The organism is Vibrio sp. sp1 (genome assembly GCF_016920955.1).
Lineage (GTDB): Bacteria > Pseudomonadota > Gammaproteobacteria > Enterobacterales > Vibrionaceae > Vibrio > Vibrio alginolyticus.
The window spans coordinates 1,745,663-1,763,225 of the sequence record NZ_CP060590.1 but is presented as its reverse complement, the minus strand read 5'-3'; the positions used below and the strand labels follow the sequence as shown (position 1 = coordinate 1,763,225).

15 protein-coding genes are annotated in these 17,563 nt (G+C 44.6%); 6 read left to right on the top strand and 9 right to left on the bottom strand.

Annotated elements, in window-relative coordinates; genetic code table 11:
- Position 1: 1 nt before the first annotated feature.
- The 5 genes from codB to H9L11_RS23120 all read right to left on the bottom strand — a co-directional run bounded on the left by codB (position 2) and on the right by H9L11_RS23120 (position 6,477).
- On the bottom strand, positions 2 to 1,240 hold the full coding sequence (codB, locus tag H9L11_RS23140; RefSeq protein WP_205391227.1) for a cytosine permease: 1,239 nt from the start codon (positions 1,238 to 1,240) through the stop codon (positions 2 to 4).
- 804 nt (positions 1,241 to 2,044) lie between these two features.
- The gene (locus H9L11_RS23135; protein ID WP_005373641.1) at positions 2,045 to 3,391 is read right to left on the bottom strand and encodes a magnesium transporter; all 1,347 of its coding nucleotides are present in this window, start codon (positions 3,389 to 3,391) and stop codon (positions 2,045 to 2,047) included.
- 112 nt (positions 3,392 to 3,503) lie between these two features.
- Entirely contained in the window at positions 3,504 to 4,826 is a 1,323-nt protein-coding gene (locus H9L11_RS23130) for an AarF/ABC1/UbiB kinase family protein (protein WP_085569157.1), read from the bottom strand.
- A 101-nt stretch (positions 4,827 to 4,927) separates the two neighbouring features.
- Entirely contained in the window at positions 4,928 to 6,151 is a 1,224-nt protein-coding gene (locus tag H9L11_RS23125) for a biotin/lipoyl-binding protein (protein ID WP_191115787.1), read from the bottom strand.
- Complete coding sequence (locus H9L11_RS23120) at positions 6,151 to 6,477, bottom strand: MFS transporter (protein ID WP_017635162.1); 327 nt, start codon at positions 6,475 to 6,477, stop codon at positions 6,151 to 6,153. The genes H9L11_RS23125 and H9L11_RS23120 overlap by 1 nt, the downstream gene beginning before the upstream one ends.
- A gap of 107 nt (positions 6,478 to 6,584) precedes the next feature.
- On the opposite strand from H9L11_RS23120, the gene H9L11_RS23115 reads away from it, so the two are divergent.
- Positions 6,585 to 7,586, top strand: coding sequence for an AraC family transcriptional regulator (locus tag H9L11_RS23115; RefSeq protein WP_054574582.1), 1,002 nt, complete (start codon positions 6,585 to 6,587; stop codon positions 7,584 to 7,586).
- A gap of 86 nt (positions 7,587 to 7,672) precedes the next feature.
- Here the strand turns inward: H9L11_RS23115 and H9L11_RS23110 are convergent, their stop codons facing one another.
- Positions 7,673 to 8,362: a hypothetical protein gene (locus H9L11_RS23110; protein ID WP_080276951.1), complete on the bottom strand. Its 690-nt coding sequence runs from the start codon at positions 8,360 to 8,362 to the stop codon at positions 7,673 to 7,675.
- A gap of 12 nt (positions 8,363 to 8,374) precedes the next feature.
- Positions 8,375 to 9,916, bottom strand: coding sequence for a hypothetical protein (locus H9L11_RS23105; RefSeq protein WP_025767940.1), 1,542 nt, complete (start codon positions 9,914 to 9,916; stop codon positions 8,375 to 8,377).
- 366 nt (positions 9,917 to 10,282) lie between these two features.
- On the opposite strand from H9L11_RS23105, the gene H9L11_RS23100 reads away from it, so the two are divergent.
- Together H9L11_RS23100 and H9L11_RS23095 are read left to right on the top strand one after the other, a co-directional pair.
- A complete protein-coding gene (locus tag H9L11_RS23100) occupies positions 10,283 to 10,975 on the top strand; it encodes a response regulator transcription factor (RefSeq protein WP_005373624.1) in 693 nt (230 codons plus the stop codon).
- Positions 10,976 to 10,978: 3 nt separating this feature from the next.
- Positions 10,979 to 12,301, top strand: coding sequence for an ATP-binding protein (locus tag H9L11_RS23095; protein ID WP_205391226.1), 1,323 nt, complete (start codon positions 10,979 to 10,981; stop codon positions 12,299 to 12,301).
- Here H9L11_RS23095 and H9L11_RS23090 read toward each other — a convergent pair.
- On the bottom strand, positions 12,282 to 12,938 hold the full coding sequence (locus H9L11_RS23090; protein ID WP_136976705.1) for a pyridoxamine 5'-phosphate oxidase family protein: 657 nt from the start codon (positions 12,936 to 12,938) through the stop codon (positions 12,282 to 12,284). The genes H9L11_RS23095 and H9L11_RS23090 overlap by 20 nt on opposite strands.
- A 99-nt stretch (positions 12,939 to 13,037) precedes the next feature.
- Here H9L11_RS23090 and H9L11_RS23085 point away from each other — a divergent pair, with 99 nt between their 5' ends.
- Positions 13,038 to 14,483, top strand: a complete 1,446-nt coding sequence (locus tag H9L11_RS23085; RefSeq protein ID WP_205391225.1) for a PLP-dependent aminotransferase family protein — start codon at positions 13,038 to 13,040, stop codon at positions 14,481 to 14,483.
- Here H9L11_RS23085 and yjeH read toward each other — a convergent pair whose 3' ends face one another.
- Positions 14,484 to 15,746, bottom strand: a complete 1,263-nt coding sequence (gene yjeH, locus H9L11_RS23080) for an L-methionine/branched-chain amino acid transporter (RefSeq protein ID WP_017635168.1) — start codon at positions 15,744 to 15,746, stop codon at positions 14,484 to 14,486. It abuts the gene before it with no gap.
- Between the two features lie 327 nt (positions 15,747 to 16,073).
- Between yjeH and H9L11_RS23075 the strand changes: the two genes are divergently transcribed.
- Both H9L11_RS23075 and H9L11_RS23070 read left to right on the top strand, forming a co-directional pair.
- Positions 16,074 to 16,529, top strand: coding sequence for an Lrp/AsnC family transcriptional regulator (locus H9L11_RS23075; RefSeq protein WP_005373615.1), 456 nt, complete (start codon positions 16,074 to 16,076; stop codon positions 16,527 to 16,529).
- Between the two features lie 40 nt (positions 16,530 to 16,569).
- Positions 16,570 to 17,484, top strand: a complete 915-nt coding sequence (locus tag H9L11_RS23070; RefSeq protein ID WP_017819875.1) for a LysR family transcriptional regulator — start codon at positions 16,570 to 16,572, stop codon at positions 17,482 to 17,484.
- Positions 17,485 to 17,563: the final 79 nt, after the last annotated feature.

Below are 17,563 nucleotides of genomic sequence, written 5' to 3'. Positions count from 1 at the left end.
CTTACGCTGGCTGTGTAGCCAGTGCTTTTTTGTTAAGAATAGGATTAAGAATCAGGAAGCTAATTGCGCCGCCAAGTACAGCGTTAATCGGCACTACGCCAGGCAGGAAGTGTCCCGGACCAACGCCAATCACGACAGCTATAATGCCAGCCCAGTTAACGTTTTGGAATTGGGCGGCTTCAAAGTTTGCGTAGCGTTTACGGTTCGTGAAGAAGTCAGCGATGATCACACCGCCAATCGGTGGAATTGCCAACGATAAGAAGGTCAGCCAGCCAACAAAGTTATTGTAGAGCCAGAGAGCGCAAAGTGTGCCAACAAGACCGTTCGCCATTGAGATGTATTTACTTGGTAAGCCTGTGATGTTGGAAAATCCAAGACCCGATGCGTAGAGCGCGTTGTCGTTGGTCGTCCAGATGTTCAAGCCAAGAACGATGATAGCTGGAATAAGAAGACCTTGCGCGATCATCACTTCAGAAATGTCTGATTGACCCGTCACCGACGCACCTGCCGCGCCAAAGATAAACATTAACGAGTTACCGATGAAAAATGCCACCATGGTGATCATCACGGCGCTGCGCGGCTTTTTACCAAAGCGTACGAAATCCGCCGTTAATGTACCAGCACTGACAAAAGAGCCGACAACCATCGCGAGAGCTATTGAAAAATCGAGTGGCTCGGTTGGTTGAACTTGTTGTAGTTCGCCAATACCACCAACGCTATTTACTGCCTCGATGACAGAGTAGCCGCCAAGTAGTGCAATGGCAGGAACGGCGATTGCTGACAACACCATCAGTGCGGAGATGCCAAAGTAAACGGTCGCGGTCATGAGCAAACCGGAGACGAGGATCAAAGTATTGGTATCGATGCCCGTTGCTTTGTGCACCGGAATCGCAAACATCGCGACACCAACTCCAAACCACCCAACTTGAGTACCGCCAAGAAGAGCAGAAGGAAGCCAAGAGCCTTTAGAACCAAAAGAGAAACGAGCAAGAAGGTGAGTAGAGAGACCAGTAGAAGCGCCGATGTAACCGAGGAAAGAAGTGTAAATACCGAGGATTAGGTTACCGATGAGAACAGCGAGGAAAAAATCATTAAAGGAGAGCCCAGTACCGAGAGAACCCCCAGTCCACATACTTGCGGAGAAAAAAGTGAGTCCTAACATCACCATGGTTAGTGACGCCACGCCTTTTCTGGCCGTGTTGGGAACTGGTCCAAGACTGTAGTTATTGTCTCCAGCCATTATTACCTCCGCACATTTAAACATTAAATTATAGCACCTGATTTTCAGGCAAACGGCGCGTATTATCGTGATGTAAATTTAATAGTCAATGATAAAATTGCAATTTAAACGTTTGCTTAGTTTTTTTGTTTGTTTTTTCCTTTAATAACAATGACTTAGTTTTTAATTTGTAAAATTGAAAAGATTGGTTTTACGTATTTTTTATGATTTATAGACAGGTTTTCTATGTAAAATGAATGTTTTTAATTGCTATTTGTTTTTATGGATTAAATTTATCTATAACTCTGGATTGTTCAGTCGATTTCTATGAAAAGAAAACGTTTTCATGATGAGATTTTTGGTTTGGACGTTATTTGTTCTTTTCTTGGGTGTGCTTTCTTGGTTTTATTTTGTGTAGGTGATTTATTTTTGTTGAAACTAGTATTTCTAATGGTTTAGTGGGCAAATATTTGAATTTTATAAACAGTAAACAATCTGTTGTGGGCAAAAAAAGTACAACCGAGCTCGGTCAGAGGATGAGAGAGCAATAGCCACATAAAAAAATAGCCAACCGCAAAGAGTGCGATTGGCTTATATACATGTGAACAAAATCAAGTTCACTAACAACGTCAGTTGGCTAGGTGACCCTCGGCTTAAGAAGGGTCGATTTATATAATGCAGTTACTGTGCCAACTTTAATATGCCCTAAAATACGTAGTTTCTGTGACATGCGTTGCTTAAAGTTTGAGTGTGTTTGCAATTTGCAACTGCGTTATGCAATTTGACTCTATTATGCTAATGATTGATTAATAAACAATGAACCTTTTAAAGCATGACTAAACTCGCCGTTCCTAAAAAGGCGAAAAAACCAACTACATCTGTCACTGTTGTTAGAATCACCGAGCCAGCCAAAGCGGGGTCCAATTTAAACTTATCCAGAATGATGGGAATCAGCACACCAAATAAAGCTGCGGTAATAATATTGACGATAATGGCCAGCGCGATGGTCCCACCTAGAACCGGAGATTGAAACCACAATCCGGCGAGCCCGCCGATGATTAACGCCCAAGCAATGCCGTTCAGAGAGCCAATACCCAACTCATTTTTCAATAGCTTGAAACGGTTACCTGGGGTGATCTGATTAAGCGCCATCGCACGAATCATTAGAGTGAGCGTTTGGCTGCCAGCAATGCCCCCCATGGATGCAACAATTGGCATGAGCACCGCCAAAGCCACCACCTGCGCAATTACATCTTCAAATAGTCCGATAGTGACAGACGCCAAAATCGCAGTAAGCAAATTGATGCCTAACCAAACACCGCGCTTTTGCGAGCTTTTTAATACTGGCGCAAACAAGTCATCGCCTTCATCCATACCTGTACCGGCCATCAAACGTGCTTCGTAGATTTCACGCTGTGTACTCAATGCAAACTGCCAATCGACTTCACCGATCAGTGTTTGGTCTGCATCAGTTACAGGGAGAGCGGGCAGTGTGCTGTGTTCTAATGCCTCTACCGCTTCAGGAAGCATCATTTTACTGTCTAGAACCGTCACAGCCTCAATAACGAGTGTTTTTAAGCGAGTATCGGGGTCACCACGTAAGATATCGAAGTAGTTGACCGTTCCACGATACTGTTTATTACGATTAATCAGATACACCTGTTGAGGCGTGTCGTAGCTATAGCGCTCCATTAACTGCTTAGCTGTCCCAATCGTAATGTTGAAGGGCAGGGTGATGATCTTACGTTCAGCCCAGTGGCCGAGTTCTTCATCAGCATACTCGTTTGCTTGATCGTAAAGTTCCAACTCATCTTTTTCTATCAACGAGAGCGCTTCGTTGATGATCGACTCTGGCAACGAATCGGCCCATTCGATGAGCGACAAGTTGTCGAGTTTAGCGAGAGTGAGCTTTAGCTCGACTTCAGATAACGCATTGATGATAGAGAAACGTACGTCCGCACGCATTTCCGTTAACACGTCGATATGTAGCTCTAGTGGTAAAGCTCGCCATAAGCGAACACGATCGTCGATTGGAAATGCTTCTAGAATCAGGGCAACCGCGCCGGGCTCGAGGCCCGCTTCAATAGATTCATTGAGCGTTGCGACTTGATCCGCTTCTTCGGCTTGGCCAATTTGCTGGATTAGAGTGGAGAGATCTTGAAACTTGCTCACCGAGTACCCCGATAGTTAATTCGTTTTATGGAAGTATGGCATGTTATTGAGATGCACAACTATGCATCTTAACCTTGCTCAAGGTACTTGAAAGTAACAGAAAAACAATAGGCTATTTGCTGTTGATGGTGAGATATGGCTGTACCAATTGGCGAATGTTCACTTTTGCGCCAATACGGGCTGCCAGCAAGTACATTCCGCCTATTTTTCTGTGCAAAAATAGGGCATCTGCTGGTGGAGTATGCCAGTATTCTTGTTCCATGCTTAAAATAGTGCCAGCTTCGCGAAGCTTTTGTGCTAAGCCACTGGCTTTAAAGTCATAAGGCTCATCAACTAACATCGGTTCACATGCCATTTTCACTAGATCGAGAATCGCTTGGCGCTGGTCTGGAAGGATGGTTTGGCTGAAGAAGCCTATTTGTTCAAGCGCATCATTTAAGCCTTGTTCGTCATTATTCACGACAGACGCAAAAGCTTGGCGATAGCCGGTACTGAACCGTTCGCTGTATTCGCGGGTCGCCCCGAAATCTAGCAAGCCGATTTGACGAGTGTTTTCGATATATAAGTAGTTGGCGAAGTTTGGGTCGGTTTGTACCATCTTAAATTCGAACAGCTCCCTGAACAGTAATTCGAGTAGGCTGTGCATGACAAAATCCCGTGTACTCTGATCATAATGTTCGATTTGCTCAATCGGGCTACCATCAATGAATTCCATCGCGAGAACGGAGTCTGAGCAACTTTCAGTATGAATCTTCGGTACGACAAAATGAGGGTGCTCCTTCAAAGCGTCATGATAACGAATGGCAAATTGTGCCTCTCGTGCGTAATCGGCCTCGTCATGTAGCTGCTTTTTCGCTTCTTCGAGCAATCCTTTGTAGTCGACAGACTCGGGAATCAACCCAACGACCTTGAGCAGTGTACCGACATTATCGACGTCGCTATCGATACTTTTCCGTATGCCCGGATATTGCACTTTGACGGCTAGGTTATCGCCCGCATCGCTGTAAGCTTGGTGCACTTGTCCTATTGATGCACTGGCGATTGGTTTGAAGTTAAATGACAGAAACTCAGCTTTCCAATTCGTTCCCAGCGAACTTTCCATTACTGCGTTGAGTTGTTTTGCAGGCATTGGGTCTGCGTTGGAACGAAGACGGGAAAGAATATCGGCAAGTTCAGGTTCTAAAACATCACCAGCATCCATTGATAGCATTTGACCAAGCTTCATTGCAGCGCCACGCAGGTGAGCAAGTTGGTCGGTTAAACGCGCGATGTTCTGTGGCGTCAGCAAGAGGTCTTTCGCTTTTGGTTTGTTGCCTTTGGCTATCTGCTTCGTGCCTTCTGCAATCACATTGCCTGCGACACGGGTAGCAAGTGAAGCGAACTTGCTGAATCTTGAGATGCGATGGGTAGGTAGGCTTCTTTCCTTTACCGACATGAATCTTCTCCGCTATTTACTAACTAATTGTTATACGGGAAAAGGATATGTTTGGATACAAATGAAAAGAAAACCGCCAGCGTAACTGGCGGTTTGCGAGTTTAGATAGAGTAGAAGAAGTACAGTTGAGACTTCATTCGGATGATGATCCCGCGAATCACATCTAAGAAGGCCATGAAGCCTATCGGTTTTTCACCGCTGACCCATGCGAGGCCAACAGAGCCAACAGGGATGTCGTAGCCTTCTGGCTCATCAATCTTAAGACGAACAAAGTGGTGTTTGTTCTGTAAGTTCTTTCCAGTGGTGACACGTACGGAATCATCGAAACCCAGTAGATTACCTTGTGACTCACCTGTTGCTTCAACAATGCCTTCGACGGTCGCTGAGAAGATCTTACCTGGGTAAACGGACGAAGAGAATTCCGCTGGCTGACCCGGTTTAATGTTACGAATCGCCTGATGGTTGACCCGCATCAGCACATACTTCTCGTTAGTGTACATGTTGATACGCGGCATCATCGATACACGCTGACCTTCACGCAGGATAAAGTTGGTGACAAAGCCATCTGTTGGGGCATGAACTTTTGTGCTATTCAAATCCCATTGCGCTTTTGCAATTTGCTCTTCAGCTTGGCGCAGTTCGGCTTGTTTGGTTTCAACTGCAAGTTCCGCTTTATGAATCGCCAGTTTTGCACGGGAAATATCGACTTGTTTCTTCTTGATTTGAGACTCAAGGGTCAACACGTTGTGACGTGCCATATCAACCGCACTCGATTGTTTGTCGATATCGCTTTCCGTGATGGTGTTGTGCACCACTCGGTTTTGCTCAACATAACGATCTAGCATTTTTTTCTGCAATTTGTAGTCAACGTTCGCCGCTTCCAACTGGCTCTTTGATGTTTCTAGATCTTGCACTAGCGCTTCGTGGTTAGCTTCTTCAATCTCGATGTCGCCTTTTGCTGTAGCTAATGCAACGCGAGCAGAATCAGCGGATACGTTCGCTTGATTTAATGCGATTTTGTATTGCGTTGGGTCAAGTTCATAAATGAGCTGACCTTCTTTAACTTGCTGATTCGGCTCAATGTAAATGTGGTCAACTTTACCTTTTACATTGGTTGAATCTGGACGCAATTGGATGTGTGGTGACTGCACGACAGAACCGCCGGATAAATCCATCGGGGTGAAGTTAATCAAACCTACCCAGACGAACATCAGCCAACTCAAACCGCCAAGATAAGCGAACGATTTGGTTGCTTTGTTCCAAGGCATGCCAACCAAACGCAGCAGATAGATGAAGAGAGCCCATACCGCTAAACCTTCTAACATTATGCTTCCTCTTTTGGCTGTGTTTCTGTTTGCGGTTTACTTTTCCATGTATCACGCAGATTGATGATGGCTTTTTCCATATCAACAAATGCAAAGATCACGGCTAGCACCCAAACCCAGTGCCAGACAAACCCTATCCAGGTCAGCGCAGTGATGAGCCCTATCTGATGATGGTCTTTGCTGTGTGCTTTATTGATAGGCAATTCATGGATTTTCCAAAAGCCGTAACACGCGCCCGCGACACTCGCGATTAAAACGACAGCAGCAACAACATGTAACGCTGTATCTGCGCCTGTACCGACAAATGGGACACTCAGTAAACTCATTAAACGCTCCTCTATCAAACTGTTGGCGTATTGTGATCTGAATTTGATTTGCGGCTTTCTTTGTGACAGATTCAATCACTACAGGATTAAATTTGATGTGATTGGTTATGAAAACGGTTCGGTTTATTCGCGCGATGGGCATTCTAAACATGCATAACCTCGCGTTATCTAAATACAATTTGGACTCGGATGAGTTAGGGATCCCAGCATCGGTGTTTCGTAACCCAATGACACTGATCCCGCTAAAAGCCGTTGCGGAATGGTACCGTTGTGTTGAACAAGCCAGTGGTGACCCGGATGTGGTGTTGAGTCTCAGCCGAGGTATTGAACTGCAAAAGCTAGGGCCAGTGGGACGCTGGTTATTCTCCGGCAATGATTTAGCCAGTACCATTCGGCGAGTGAATTATGGTGTGAGCAACCTACAATCAGGGGCGTTTTTTGCTGGCGAACAGTCGGGTAAAATCATCAAATGGACTTACCACAACCCGTTTATAGAAACGTCAGTAAAGGTGCACGATAGTATCCGCTGTGCGGTATTTATGATTAAGGTGTTACGCGAATTTCTTGGCAAAGATTACCAGCCTTTACGTGTCAAGGTTTCAGGCTCGAGAAAAAATACTGAGAGATACCGGGAATATTTCGGCTGCGAGGTGGAATGGAGTCAGCCAAAAACAGAGATATGGATCCCGGGAGATGACCGACTAGCTTCTCGCCAAGTGAGCCATCGAGAAGACAACCGTCTAGCGATGAGTTTTTCCGATTTGGATGATTTGCTTAATATGCCCGACCCAGAAGATGAGTTGAAAGTGATTTATGAAGTGGTGAATTACAGCAGCCATTATGGATTGCCAACGTTAGAGCGCGTTTCTTCTCTGCTTGATTTATCTGAACAGCAGTTTCAACGTCGTTTGCATAAATTAGGACTCAATTTTTCGACGGTTTCTGGCTATGTATTGAGTAATATTGCAGCTGGTTTGTTGAGTAAGCGCGTGAGTATTGATGACATTGCCACGCGCCTTGGTTACACCAATGTGGCGAGCTTCAATCGTATGTTTAAGAAACATCGTGGATTAACGCCCAAGCAGTATACGGGAAGATTAGAGAAGTAGTGCTCCACTTATCTCTATGAGTACAAGCAATAAAAGCCCTCAAAGTTGAGGGCTTTGTTATTTTTTTGTGTCGTTTTATGTGGTGGCTATTTCTTAGGACGCCAACTTAGTGCACTTGCAACAGCGCCGATGGCAATTACATCCTTTTTTTGTTCGCTAAGTTCAGGGAGCATCTGTACCGCAATGGTACCGTTCGTCTGCACTGCGGCAATTTCTTGTGTGCCTTCCTTAAAGCTATAACCCAATGGAATGTCTACCGCCATCATGGCGTCAGGACTAGTATGTACAGTTTCTACATTAAAGTGGGTGCTACCAATACGCACTACGCCTGTCTCTTTTTTTTCAAAGCTGATGTCGATGAGAGCGGATTTTGGCTCCATCGCAAACTCACCGACTTTTTTACCATCTTGAGTAATGTCACAGGTGTAAGGATCATTCCCACCAAAATCGACGCCCATGTAGTTAACCGACATACCGCCTCCGGTGCAGTTCAAAAGCCAAGTTTCCCCGCTGTCGATACGAGTCACTTCTGCGCCCATTGAACCTTCTTTGAAAGAGATACGGTTAAACCAACTTGAGTTAGAAGCACTGCGTGAATACTTGCCTTTGTACTTACCAGCAAAATCAAAATGGCCATCTGCACCGAATCCCCAAAAATCACCGTCGGTTTTGATCAGCATTTCTGGTTGTGCTTTTACGGCATCAGTACGATCCATGACGGCTAGGCCACCACAACCAACAAGGAGCAAGGGAGCGAATAGAATAAGTTTCTTCATGTTTTTCATTGTTTATAGCTTGGTTACATCTAGGGTTTGGTCGGTGAATTGGATGTTCTGAATGTCGTACAACTCGTCAGTGCCTGTATTTGGGCACTCAACAGAAACACTCTTTGCTTTGATAACAGTACATTCCGCCAGTTTGTGTGGCACGATATAGGTGTTGATACCGCCTTCACCATAAATGCTGTTGTCTTTGCTGTTGCCTTCAAAAGTATTGTTTTGATCATTACCGATCACATTCATCGCGTCGTCGCCAATGATCTTCACTTTTGTTAGCCACTGAGATTTGTAGGTGTACGCTTCTATCGAACCGTCTTTGTTGGGAGCCATACGGAAGGTAGGTACTGTGCCTGGATTTGTCTTTTCTGTGTAGAGCTTGACGCCCGCAGAGTCGATATTCGCGGTATATTGCAAGTATCCGTGGAATAAGCCACTGATCCAATCAACGGCTTGTGGATCTTGGGTTTGCATTTCTTCACGCGTTAACGCTTGGTAGCCATCTAAACCATGTCCGTTTGCTTTTGCTACACCCATGTAAGCTTCAAAAGCGGCAGCAAAATATTCGTGAGAATATGAAGGGCCCGTTTTTTTAACACTTTCAGGATCGAAGTCGTCCGATTTCCAATCGTCCCAGTCATACTGAGTAGGGCGCCACACCGTCGGTTTGCCCGATTGAATATCGTTATAGATGCTTAACGCATGAGCTTGAATGTCATTTTGCAGTGCCGCAGTCGCCGTGTTAGGTGCAATACCTTGCGCTTGGACCAAGTGTAAAATTTCTTCAAAAGCGGCGTCTCGTTCGGCTTTTTTGCCAAGATTGGCGCAGTAATCGGCAAAATTACTCATGTAATGGCAATCGCCTTCAACTGTCAGTTCTCGATACATTAAAGATTGGCTATTCCTTAGCCAGTTTGGTGTTTCTTTACTAGTTACTAATGTTGACGCGATAGATGTGACAAGTGTATCCATATCATCTTCGTTAAGTACCATCATGCTTACAACAAACTTTTCTAGAGAACTCGTATCAAAAGAGTGTGCTAAGCCCGAGTTTGTAACTGCGTCGTTCAGTTTGTCTTGGCGAATCAGTTCGTTGATAAAGATTTTGGTTAACATCTCATCATTCTGTTCGTCGTTTTCGGTCAGCATTAGTGTGGCATCACGCTCGGCTAATGTCTTAGCGATACGAGACTTGTCAGCACCGTACTTAGAGTCTGGTTGGTTTGTGAGAAGGTGTTGGATGATTTTGGCTGCACGAAAGATTTTTTCATTATTCGCACCGTCATCAACAGCCACAATGTGAAATGTATCGTTGTTGTTTGCTTCGGAAAGGGAGATTTTCACATAGTGGGTGAAGCCCGAATCAGCAGCCACTTTTAACTTGGCTGGAAACTTTGTAGAAACGACAGTTGGGATTGTGACAGTGCTCAATGTTGGCATTGGTGGTGTTGGAGGTGTCGTTGTCGATGGTTTCGAATTAGATTCACTGCCGCCACAAGCAGTTAGACTTATCGCGCAAAATATGGCTAAAGGTGTTAATTTGGAATATCTCATTTCATGTTACTCGTAGACTTTATTAGAGCAGGAAACTTAGAAGCAACATAAAGTCCTGTCTATATAAGCAAACTAAGTCATATATGTTGATATTATTTTTTGGTAAGACCTATTATTCGATATATTTAAAAATATAGTGGATTTTTATTCCGAATTTTATTTTCTATGTGAAGCTATATTCTGATAATGAATAAAACCTCAGGTTATTGCATGGCTTTAGGGGTATAGAATGATTAGGATTATCGTATATGTATGGTTTGTAAGCGTATGTAAGCCTGCGTTTTATTAAAATTATCATTTAAGTAGGTTGCGCAGTATAGGACGAGCGATATACTCCCTCCATCATATTGGTGGAGTAAATGATTCATGGTGGGTAATACAATCTTACTGGTAGAAGACGACTCAGAGATTGCTCGATTAACCAAAATGTACCTCGAAGCCGAAGGATATACGGTAACTGTCATCGATAACGGTCAAAATGCATTAGAAACGATTAAGGGGCTCAAGCCGGACCTAGTGCTGTTAGATTTGATGTTACCAGGAAAAAATGGCGCAGAAATATGTCAAGAGGCGCGTAAGTTTTATCATGGTATTATCATTGTTTTGACTGCGACCGATGATGAAATGAGCGAGGTGAGCTTATTTAAGTTTGGTGCTGATGATTACCTTACCAAACCGATAAAAGGCAATATCCTTCTCGCCCGTATTGAAGCAGCGTTGCGTCGCTATTGTCGTCAAGTTGATATCGTTGAAGAAGAAAAGCTGAGCCGATATGGCATTAGTCTTTGTCTTCGTCGCTCCCAAGCATTTTATTTGCAAAAAGATATTGGTTTAACGAGTTCTGAGTTTGAAATTTTAGAGCTCCTGATGCTGAATGTCGATAAGCCAGTATCTCGTGAATCATGTTGCCGTCTTGCCCGAGGCATTGAATACTGTATTACTGATCGTTCGATTGATATGCGTATATCCTCACTAAGGAAGAAATTCTCTAAGGCTCATATCCATACGGCTACCATTAAAACCATACGTCACCACGGCTACATGCTGACAGGTAAATGACGCATGTTTTCCCTGTTTACTCGTCTATATGTGGGGTTAGTAACTGGCCTTGCGCTGACTGTTGCTTTGTTTCTCTTTATGGGGGAAGAGTACATGCGCAAAACAGAAGTCGGTGTTTTTTTGAGTGACGGTGCTTATTTTGTCGATCAATACATTGAGCAACGAGGCACTCCGGATTCTCTCTACAAGAAGTTAACCGAAAACGGCAAGCAAGATTTCTTTATCTTTGATTTAACATTGGTTGAAAACTGGGACGGATCACCGCCTTGTCGAGATTGTAATCTGCTGTACCGTATGCAAGGGATACCTGTTTATCTTATTGATGGCAGTACCTATGCTGCGGTATTCCCTTTGCCTAACACTTCGAAGAGTTTAGTTTTCAAAGAAAAAACGGATTTCTTTAGCCCACACGTTGATTGGAATGAAGATTCTGAGATTGTATTTATACTTACTCTACTTTTGGTTGTTGTATGCAGTTTAGGCATTATGGTTTACATACCTGTACGACGTCTTGACCGCCAAATTCGGCAACTAACGGCTGCGCAACAACAATTTGGTTCTGGTGAGTTGAATACGCGAGTCGAGCTAAAGCAATTTTCGCAACCCGTGAAAGAGCTCGCCCAAGGCTTCAACTGCATGTCTGAAGAGATTGAGAGACGAGTGCGCCAAACACACATCTTTACTCAAGCTATTCCTCATGAAGTGCGCACTCCGCTGAGTCGTATTCAGCTAGCGACGGATTTAGCTCGACGCACGAGTGGTGAAATGCAGGCAGAGTTACATGACGATATTGAACGATACGTTGATGTAGTGACGGATTTAACATCCGACATCGTCATGCTGTCTCGCTTGAGTGTGAAAAACCACTCATGGATCGATTCTGTTGAAACCATGGAACTGCCACTTTGGTGTAAAAGCCGCATGAATTACCTAGGCTTAGAGTCCGCCATGTTGAGAGCAGAAAATGAACTCGCGAACCAATTGATTCACTTTCAGCCTACTTTGGGTAACCTCGTCCTCGATAATTTACTGCAAAACGCCAAGCGTTATGGTGAGTCCTGCGTTGAGGTGACGATTCGAACGGTAGCGGATTGCTGGAGCATCGATATTGAGGACGATGGTCCGGGCATCCCTGAGGCGATGCGAGAAGAAGTATTTATGCCATTTTCGCGCTTAGACAAAAGCCGCAACGCCGACATGAAAGGCTTTGGTTTAGTGCTTGCCATCGCTACCAGTGCAGCGCGGCAACTGGGGTGGGAGCTTTCTGTCGGCGAGAGTCACTTAGGCGGCGCACGTTTTACGGTGCTTATTCCTGCCAACGGTTAGAGTAGGCACTGCGGTAGTCTGGCTCTGCGATACCTTCATACAAATCGTCACAAGCTTGCAGTGGACCTACGACGGTTCGGTAGGGTAGGACACCTGCCCAAACAGGAATGTCCATGTCTTCCGCATCGTCGTTGACGCCAAAATTGCTGATTTTCACCGATGCTTCTGTGAGTGGAATACGCAGCAGCATGGTGGCTTTGAGTTCTTTTTCATTACTCAAACGGACTTGTTCTGTTCTCCCCGGAGCGATCTGTTCAATAAAGTGATTCAGCAACCTGTCTTTCTCTTGGTTATCTTCCACCACCTCAAACTGGCCAAAGACCACAGCACTGCGATAATGCGCACTGTGGTGAAACGCACTTCGAGCCAATACCCAACCATCAAACAAAGTAAAGGTTAAGCACGTTTGTACTCCTTGTTTGAGTGAGCGTAACAGTCGACTGTTGTTGGCACCATGGATATACACGTAATCATCGACACGCCATGCCAGCATAGGGATGACCACAGGGCCTGACTCGTTGGTTATCGCAATATGAGCGATTAGGCTTTCATCTATGATGGCGTGCAGTTTGCTAACATCAGAGGCGGCTTTATGTGCGCCTTTCTTAATTTCCGTTCTATTGGTGTTGGATAGCATTTTCTCTCCTTGTTTGCTCACGATTACGAGCGATTGACCTCATTCTTTGATTGCAATGTAGCGTTTAACTGGTAGCTTAAAGAGAGCCACTTTTAACTAATGGATGGATCCAGTTTGTCTTTGATTGATATCGGTGACCTGCATTTAAAAGACAGTGATGGAACGCGTCAGCAAGCGTTGTTTTTTGCTATTCGCAAGAAAATTGTTCAAGGACTGTGGATGAAGAATGGGAAGCTGCCTTCTACGCGGAAGCTTTCACAAGAGCTTAATCTAAGTAGGAATACCGTGATTTCTGCCTACGAACAGTTAGTGGCGGAAGGGTACTTGAACAGCCAAAAAGGTTCTGGTTTTTATGTTGCCGTAGAACTGCCAGAGCAGTACTTGCCTGAACCTAGTTCAGTTCAGAGAGACTCATCACCGAAAGCTCACTTTGATATCAACCGCGCATTTGCACCGGGTGTACCGGATTTGGACGCATTTCCGATGGCGCAATGGCAAAAGTTACTCACTCGCCATATGTCTCGTACTTGCTTGCTGGGTAATCAAGATATTCAGGGTAGTTGGGCATTGCGCTGTGCTTTAGCTGACTACCTCGCATCAAGCCGTTCAGTGAATTGTTCTCCAGAGCGCATTATTATTACCTCCGGGGCGCAGCAAGCGTTGTCAATTGCGACGATGGTAGTGCTCAAACAAGGTGATAAGGTTCTGATGGAGCAACCAGGTTACGCGCAAATGCGGAAGTTGATTCAGTTCCAAAACTATCAATTTGAGCCTTTGTTCGTAAGAGAGAAATTAGGTTTTGATGTGGAAGCGGTGACCTCAAGCGATGCCGATGCGCTGTATATTACACCAAGTAATCAATATCCGATGGGCACCACACTCAATACCGAGCAAAGAGGAAAGATCATCAACTGGGCGGTCGAACAATCAAGTTGGATCATCGAGGACGATTATGACAGCGAATTTCAGTTTGCTCATCGTCCCTATACCAGTTTACAGGGGCTAGCAGCTCAAATGGGTCGAGATGATCGCGTGTTGTATGTGGGTTCCTTCAGTAAAGTGATGTTTAACGGATTGCGGCTTGGCTACCTTGTAGTTCCTGAACGTTTAGTAGAGCAATGCTTAGTGGTTAAGGACGCGTTAACTGGTGATTCGCCGACGTATACACAAGAAGCATTGGCAGATTTTATTACTGAAGGTGGGTTATTACGTCATATTCGAAAAATGCGTCGACTATACAAAACTAAGCATGAACAGATGCATTTATCCATTCAACAGTATTTTGGCGACCGTGTTTGCGTCGTTAGCCAAGCGGCGGGGCTTCATATTACGTTGAAATGGCAAGACGGTATGGATGAGCAGCGTTTTACAAAACTGGCAGAGCATGAAGGGATCATCTTGCGACCTTTGAGCTATTATGAACACCCAGATTTTCAAGCACGTCACTGGCATGGTGCCGTGCTTGGTTACGGCAATATCGCGTTAGAGAACATAGACGCTAGTATCCAACGTTTAGCTCACATATTTCGAAATGGGAAGCGATGACTATTCAACTACACGTGTTTGTCGCTTATGTCGCCACTGTTTCCAAGGCAGTAAAAGTAGAGTAAAAATGCCAAGTGCATAAAACATTGACCAGCCTAAACATATAAAAACACCGGTACAAAGCAGTAGGGACAGTCCCGCAAGTGTTTTACCAAATCCTCGAAGCAATTTAAAAGCGGCTAACATCGCCAACATGTAAACCAGAACGAATACACTGTTTGCGAGTTTTAGGAAAAACTCCAGATCGAGCTGTGATAGGGTTCCTATCACACAAGATATCAATAATATACCGCCAACTAATATGGTGGCTGAGAAAGGGACACCACGACGCGAAATCTTGGCTAGTGGACTAGAAGGACGATGTTCACGAGCTTGAGCCCAGACCATTCGCGCTAGGCTCTGTGTGTATAAGTTAACGCTCGCGAAACAAGCGGAGAAACCTATCAAGCTGATTATCCATTTGGCTCCATCGCCTAGTAGTTGGGCACTAAGCCAGGGGATGGATGCGTTATCAAATTGAGCGTTACCATACGCGCCAAATTTTAAAATAACGACAGAGCATGCCCAATAGGTAGCCCCTGCTACAAAACAACCGACCACAATGGCAATAGGGAAATCTCTTTGAGGGTTTTTGAACTCTTCCCCCATATGGGCAAAAGCCTCTATGCCAACAAAACACCAGAACATCACGCCTAACGCTGCGGTAATAGGCCAAATTGACTCTTGTGTGATGGCGGGCATCACAAGATCGGCGCTGTTAACGTCGCCTTTCCATAAAAATGCGCCAACAAGTGCGAAGACACTCAAAGCAATAAGAGTTTGTAAATGACCTGATGATTTTGTGCCCATCAAGTTGACGAACACAAGAAGTACTACCGTGAGAACTTGTGCAAACAGATTGTTGCTAATAGGCTCTGGCAATATTTGTTGTAGGAAGCCTGCGGCGAGTGCAATCGCGGCCGGAACCCCTACCGGAATGACACTAACAAATAGCCAAGCGACACTACTTTCCAGTTTGGCGTTAAAGGCTTTGCGTACAAAAAAGGCTGTTCCGCCCGCGTTGGGGTATCGTTTACCCAGTTGAGCAAAAGTCAGCGCAATAGGACAAATCGCGATGAACAATAAAATCCAAGCCCATAGTGAAAAATGGCCAGCTATACCTGCTGCGATAGCCGGGATCATAAACAGCCCCGTTCCCATTAATGTGGTGGATAACTGTGCGATACCTGATGTGAGTGAAATGTCTTTTTTGAGCTCTTCCATGCGAATTGATTCATCCAATGTTATGAGGCTTATTACGAAAAAGCTTGTGGCTTCTGGTTATTTCGTTTTATGTGTTTAAGCGATGCTATTTATGTGCTGAGTACTTAAGTTGGGAATTTGATTTCAATGTGTTATCTATTTTCTGTTGAAATGGATAACAGCACTCATCTCATGCCCGCCAAATAGCATATCCAAAATGTTAATAACAAAATGATTTACTAAACCGTCAATATGACGGTTGTTTTAAATAATTCCAACAAAATGTCGGTTTCTTATGCAGTTAGAATCGGTATAGAATGAGAAAAATAAGGAAAGCTTGGTAACGGTATGGACAAGTTTGATCATAAGATTGTGGATCTGCTCAGGCACAACGCTCGGCTGTCGGTGACTGAAATTGCGGATAAAGTAAACCTTTCTCGTTCTGCGGTAACGGCCCGTATTCGTAAGCTAGAGCATGACAAAGTGATTCTAGGGTATCACGCTGAAATTGCGCCTTCGGGTGGGGATTCGATTTGCGCCTATTTTGCCTTAAAGTTCGATAAATCAACCTCTACGTATTATTGCGAATCATACGCGGACGAATTATACAAAATTGATGGCGTAAAATGGTGTCATGCGATCAGCGGTGAGACGGACATGATGGTTTTTGTCGAAGTGCCTACGATGGCTCGCTTGAACGAAATCAGAGATCAAATTCAACGATATCCAGAGCTTCGAAACCTGATGACTCATACCGTCTTAGCTGAATTCTTTAACACGACTGGGAACCTGTTTGTGAAGTGACCATGAATGGATGCCATGTTGAAAACCCTTCTGAGCGAATATGTTAAACAACATTAATTTGAATCTACTTAGATCCTTGCATGTACTTTTAGAGGAGTGTCATGTCAGCCGGACCGCAGACCGTTTGCACATTACGCAGTCTGCCGTCAGTCGACAGCTTGCACAATTGCGCGATCTGTGTGGTGACCCACTGCTTATTCGTCAAGGTAATCAACTGATACCAACGCCACGAGCAATAGCGTTAAAATCAAAGCTTGATGCATTACTGGCTGAGTTTGACCATTTACTCGATGACCAACCTTTTGAGCCGCGGCAGTGGCAAGGTGAGCTTGTTATTGCTTCTAGTGACTACGTGGCGCAATACGTATTGCCCGATATTGCCTCTCACTTGGGTGAACAAGCGCCACAGTTGGATATGGCGTATCGACTGTGGCAACCCAACTTTCTTGATAAACTTCATGAGACGGGCATCCATATCGCGTCTTCTATGTATCCAGAAAAACCACAGAGTGTGTCGAGCGTTAAAATTGGTGAGGACTCATCAGTTTGTTTGATGAAATCTTCTCATCCTTTAGCAAAGCAGGACCAGATCAGTATTGAAGACTTGATTTCATATTCACACATCAAAGTGACTGGCGGCGGAGACAAAGATTCCTACACTGATTTAGCATTGAAAGAGCTAGGGCACACCCGCCACGTTACCTTTAAGGTTCCATTCTTCTCTGCTGCGATCAATCGCTTAGTTGCAAGTGAGCACCTGATGGTGGCTCCTGAACATATTGCCGTTAACCTCGCTAAGCATTGGGACTTAACCCATAAAGCATTACCACTCGAAACACCTATTCATCAATATTGGTTAATGTGGCACCCCAAATACGACACGGATCCTGCGCATAAATGGGTGCGAGAAGAGATTCGCTCAGTAATGCAAATCTCTGAATATTCCATTCGCTAATACGTACACCGTTTAGCTATGACTTGAAGTCATGATTAGTATGAATAACTTTGATTTCTAATTATACCTCTTCCGTTGA

Coding starts and splice junctions, on each gene's coding strand:
- codB (WP_205391227.1), bottom strand. CDS start 1,240: ATGGCTGGAGACAATAACTACAGTCTTGGACCAGTTCCCAACACGGCC.
- H9L11_RS23130 (WP_085569157.1), bottom strand. CDS start 4,826: ATGTCGGTAAAGGAAAGAAGCCTACCTACCCATCGCATCTCAAGATTC.
- H9L11_RS23125 (WP_191115787.1), bottom strand. CDS start 6,151: ATGTTAGAAGGTTTAGCGGTATGGGCTCTCTTCATCTATCTGCTGCGT.
- H9L11_RS23120 (WP_017635162.1), bottom strand. CDS start 6,477: ATGAGTTTACTGAGTGTCCCATTTGTCGGTACAGGCGCAGATACAGCG.
- H9L11_RS23115 (WP_054574582.1), top strand. CDS start 6,585: ATGAAAACGGTTCGGTTTATTCGCGCGATGGGCATTCTAAACATGCAT.
- H9L11_RS23110 (WP_080276951.1), bottom strand. CDS start 8,362: ATGAAGAAACTTATTCTATTCGCTCCCTTGCTCCTTGTTGGTTGTGGT.
- H9L11_RS23105 (WP_025767940.1), bottom strand. CDS start 9,916: ATGAGATATTCCAAATTAACACCTTTAGCCATATTTTGCGCGATAAGT.
- H9L11_RS23100 (WP_005373624.1), top strand. CDS start 10,283: ATGGTGGGTAATACAATCTTACTGGTAGAAGACGACTCAGAGATTGCT.
- H9L11_RS23095 (WP_205391226.1), top strand. CDS start 10,979: ATGTTTTCCCTGTTTACTCGTCTATATGTGGGGTTAGTAACTGGCCTT.
- H9L11_RS23090 (WP_136976705.1), bottom strand. CDS start 12,938: ATGCTATCCAACACCAATAGAACGGAAATTAAGAAAGGCGCACATAAA.
- H9L11_RS23085 (WP_205391225.1), top strand. CDS start 13,038: ATGGATGGATCCAGTTTGTCTTTGATTGATATCGGTGACCTGCATTTA.
- yjeH (WP_017635168.1), bottom strand. CDS start 15,746: ATGGAAGAGCTCAAAAAAGACATTTCACTCACATCAGGTATCGCACAG.
- H9L11_RS23075 (WP_005373615.1), top strand. CDS start 16,074: ATGGACAAGTTTGATCATAAGATTGTGGATCTGCTCAGGCACAACGCT.
- H9L11_RS23070 (WP_017819875.1), top strand. CDS start 16,570: ATGTTAAACAACATTAATTTGAATCTACTTAGATCCTTGCATGTACTT.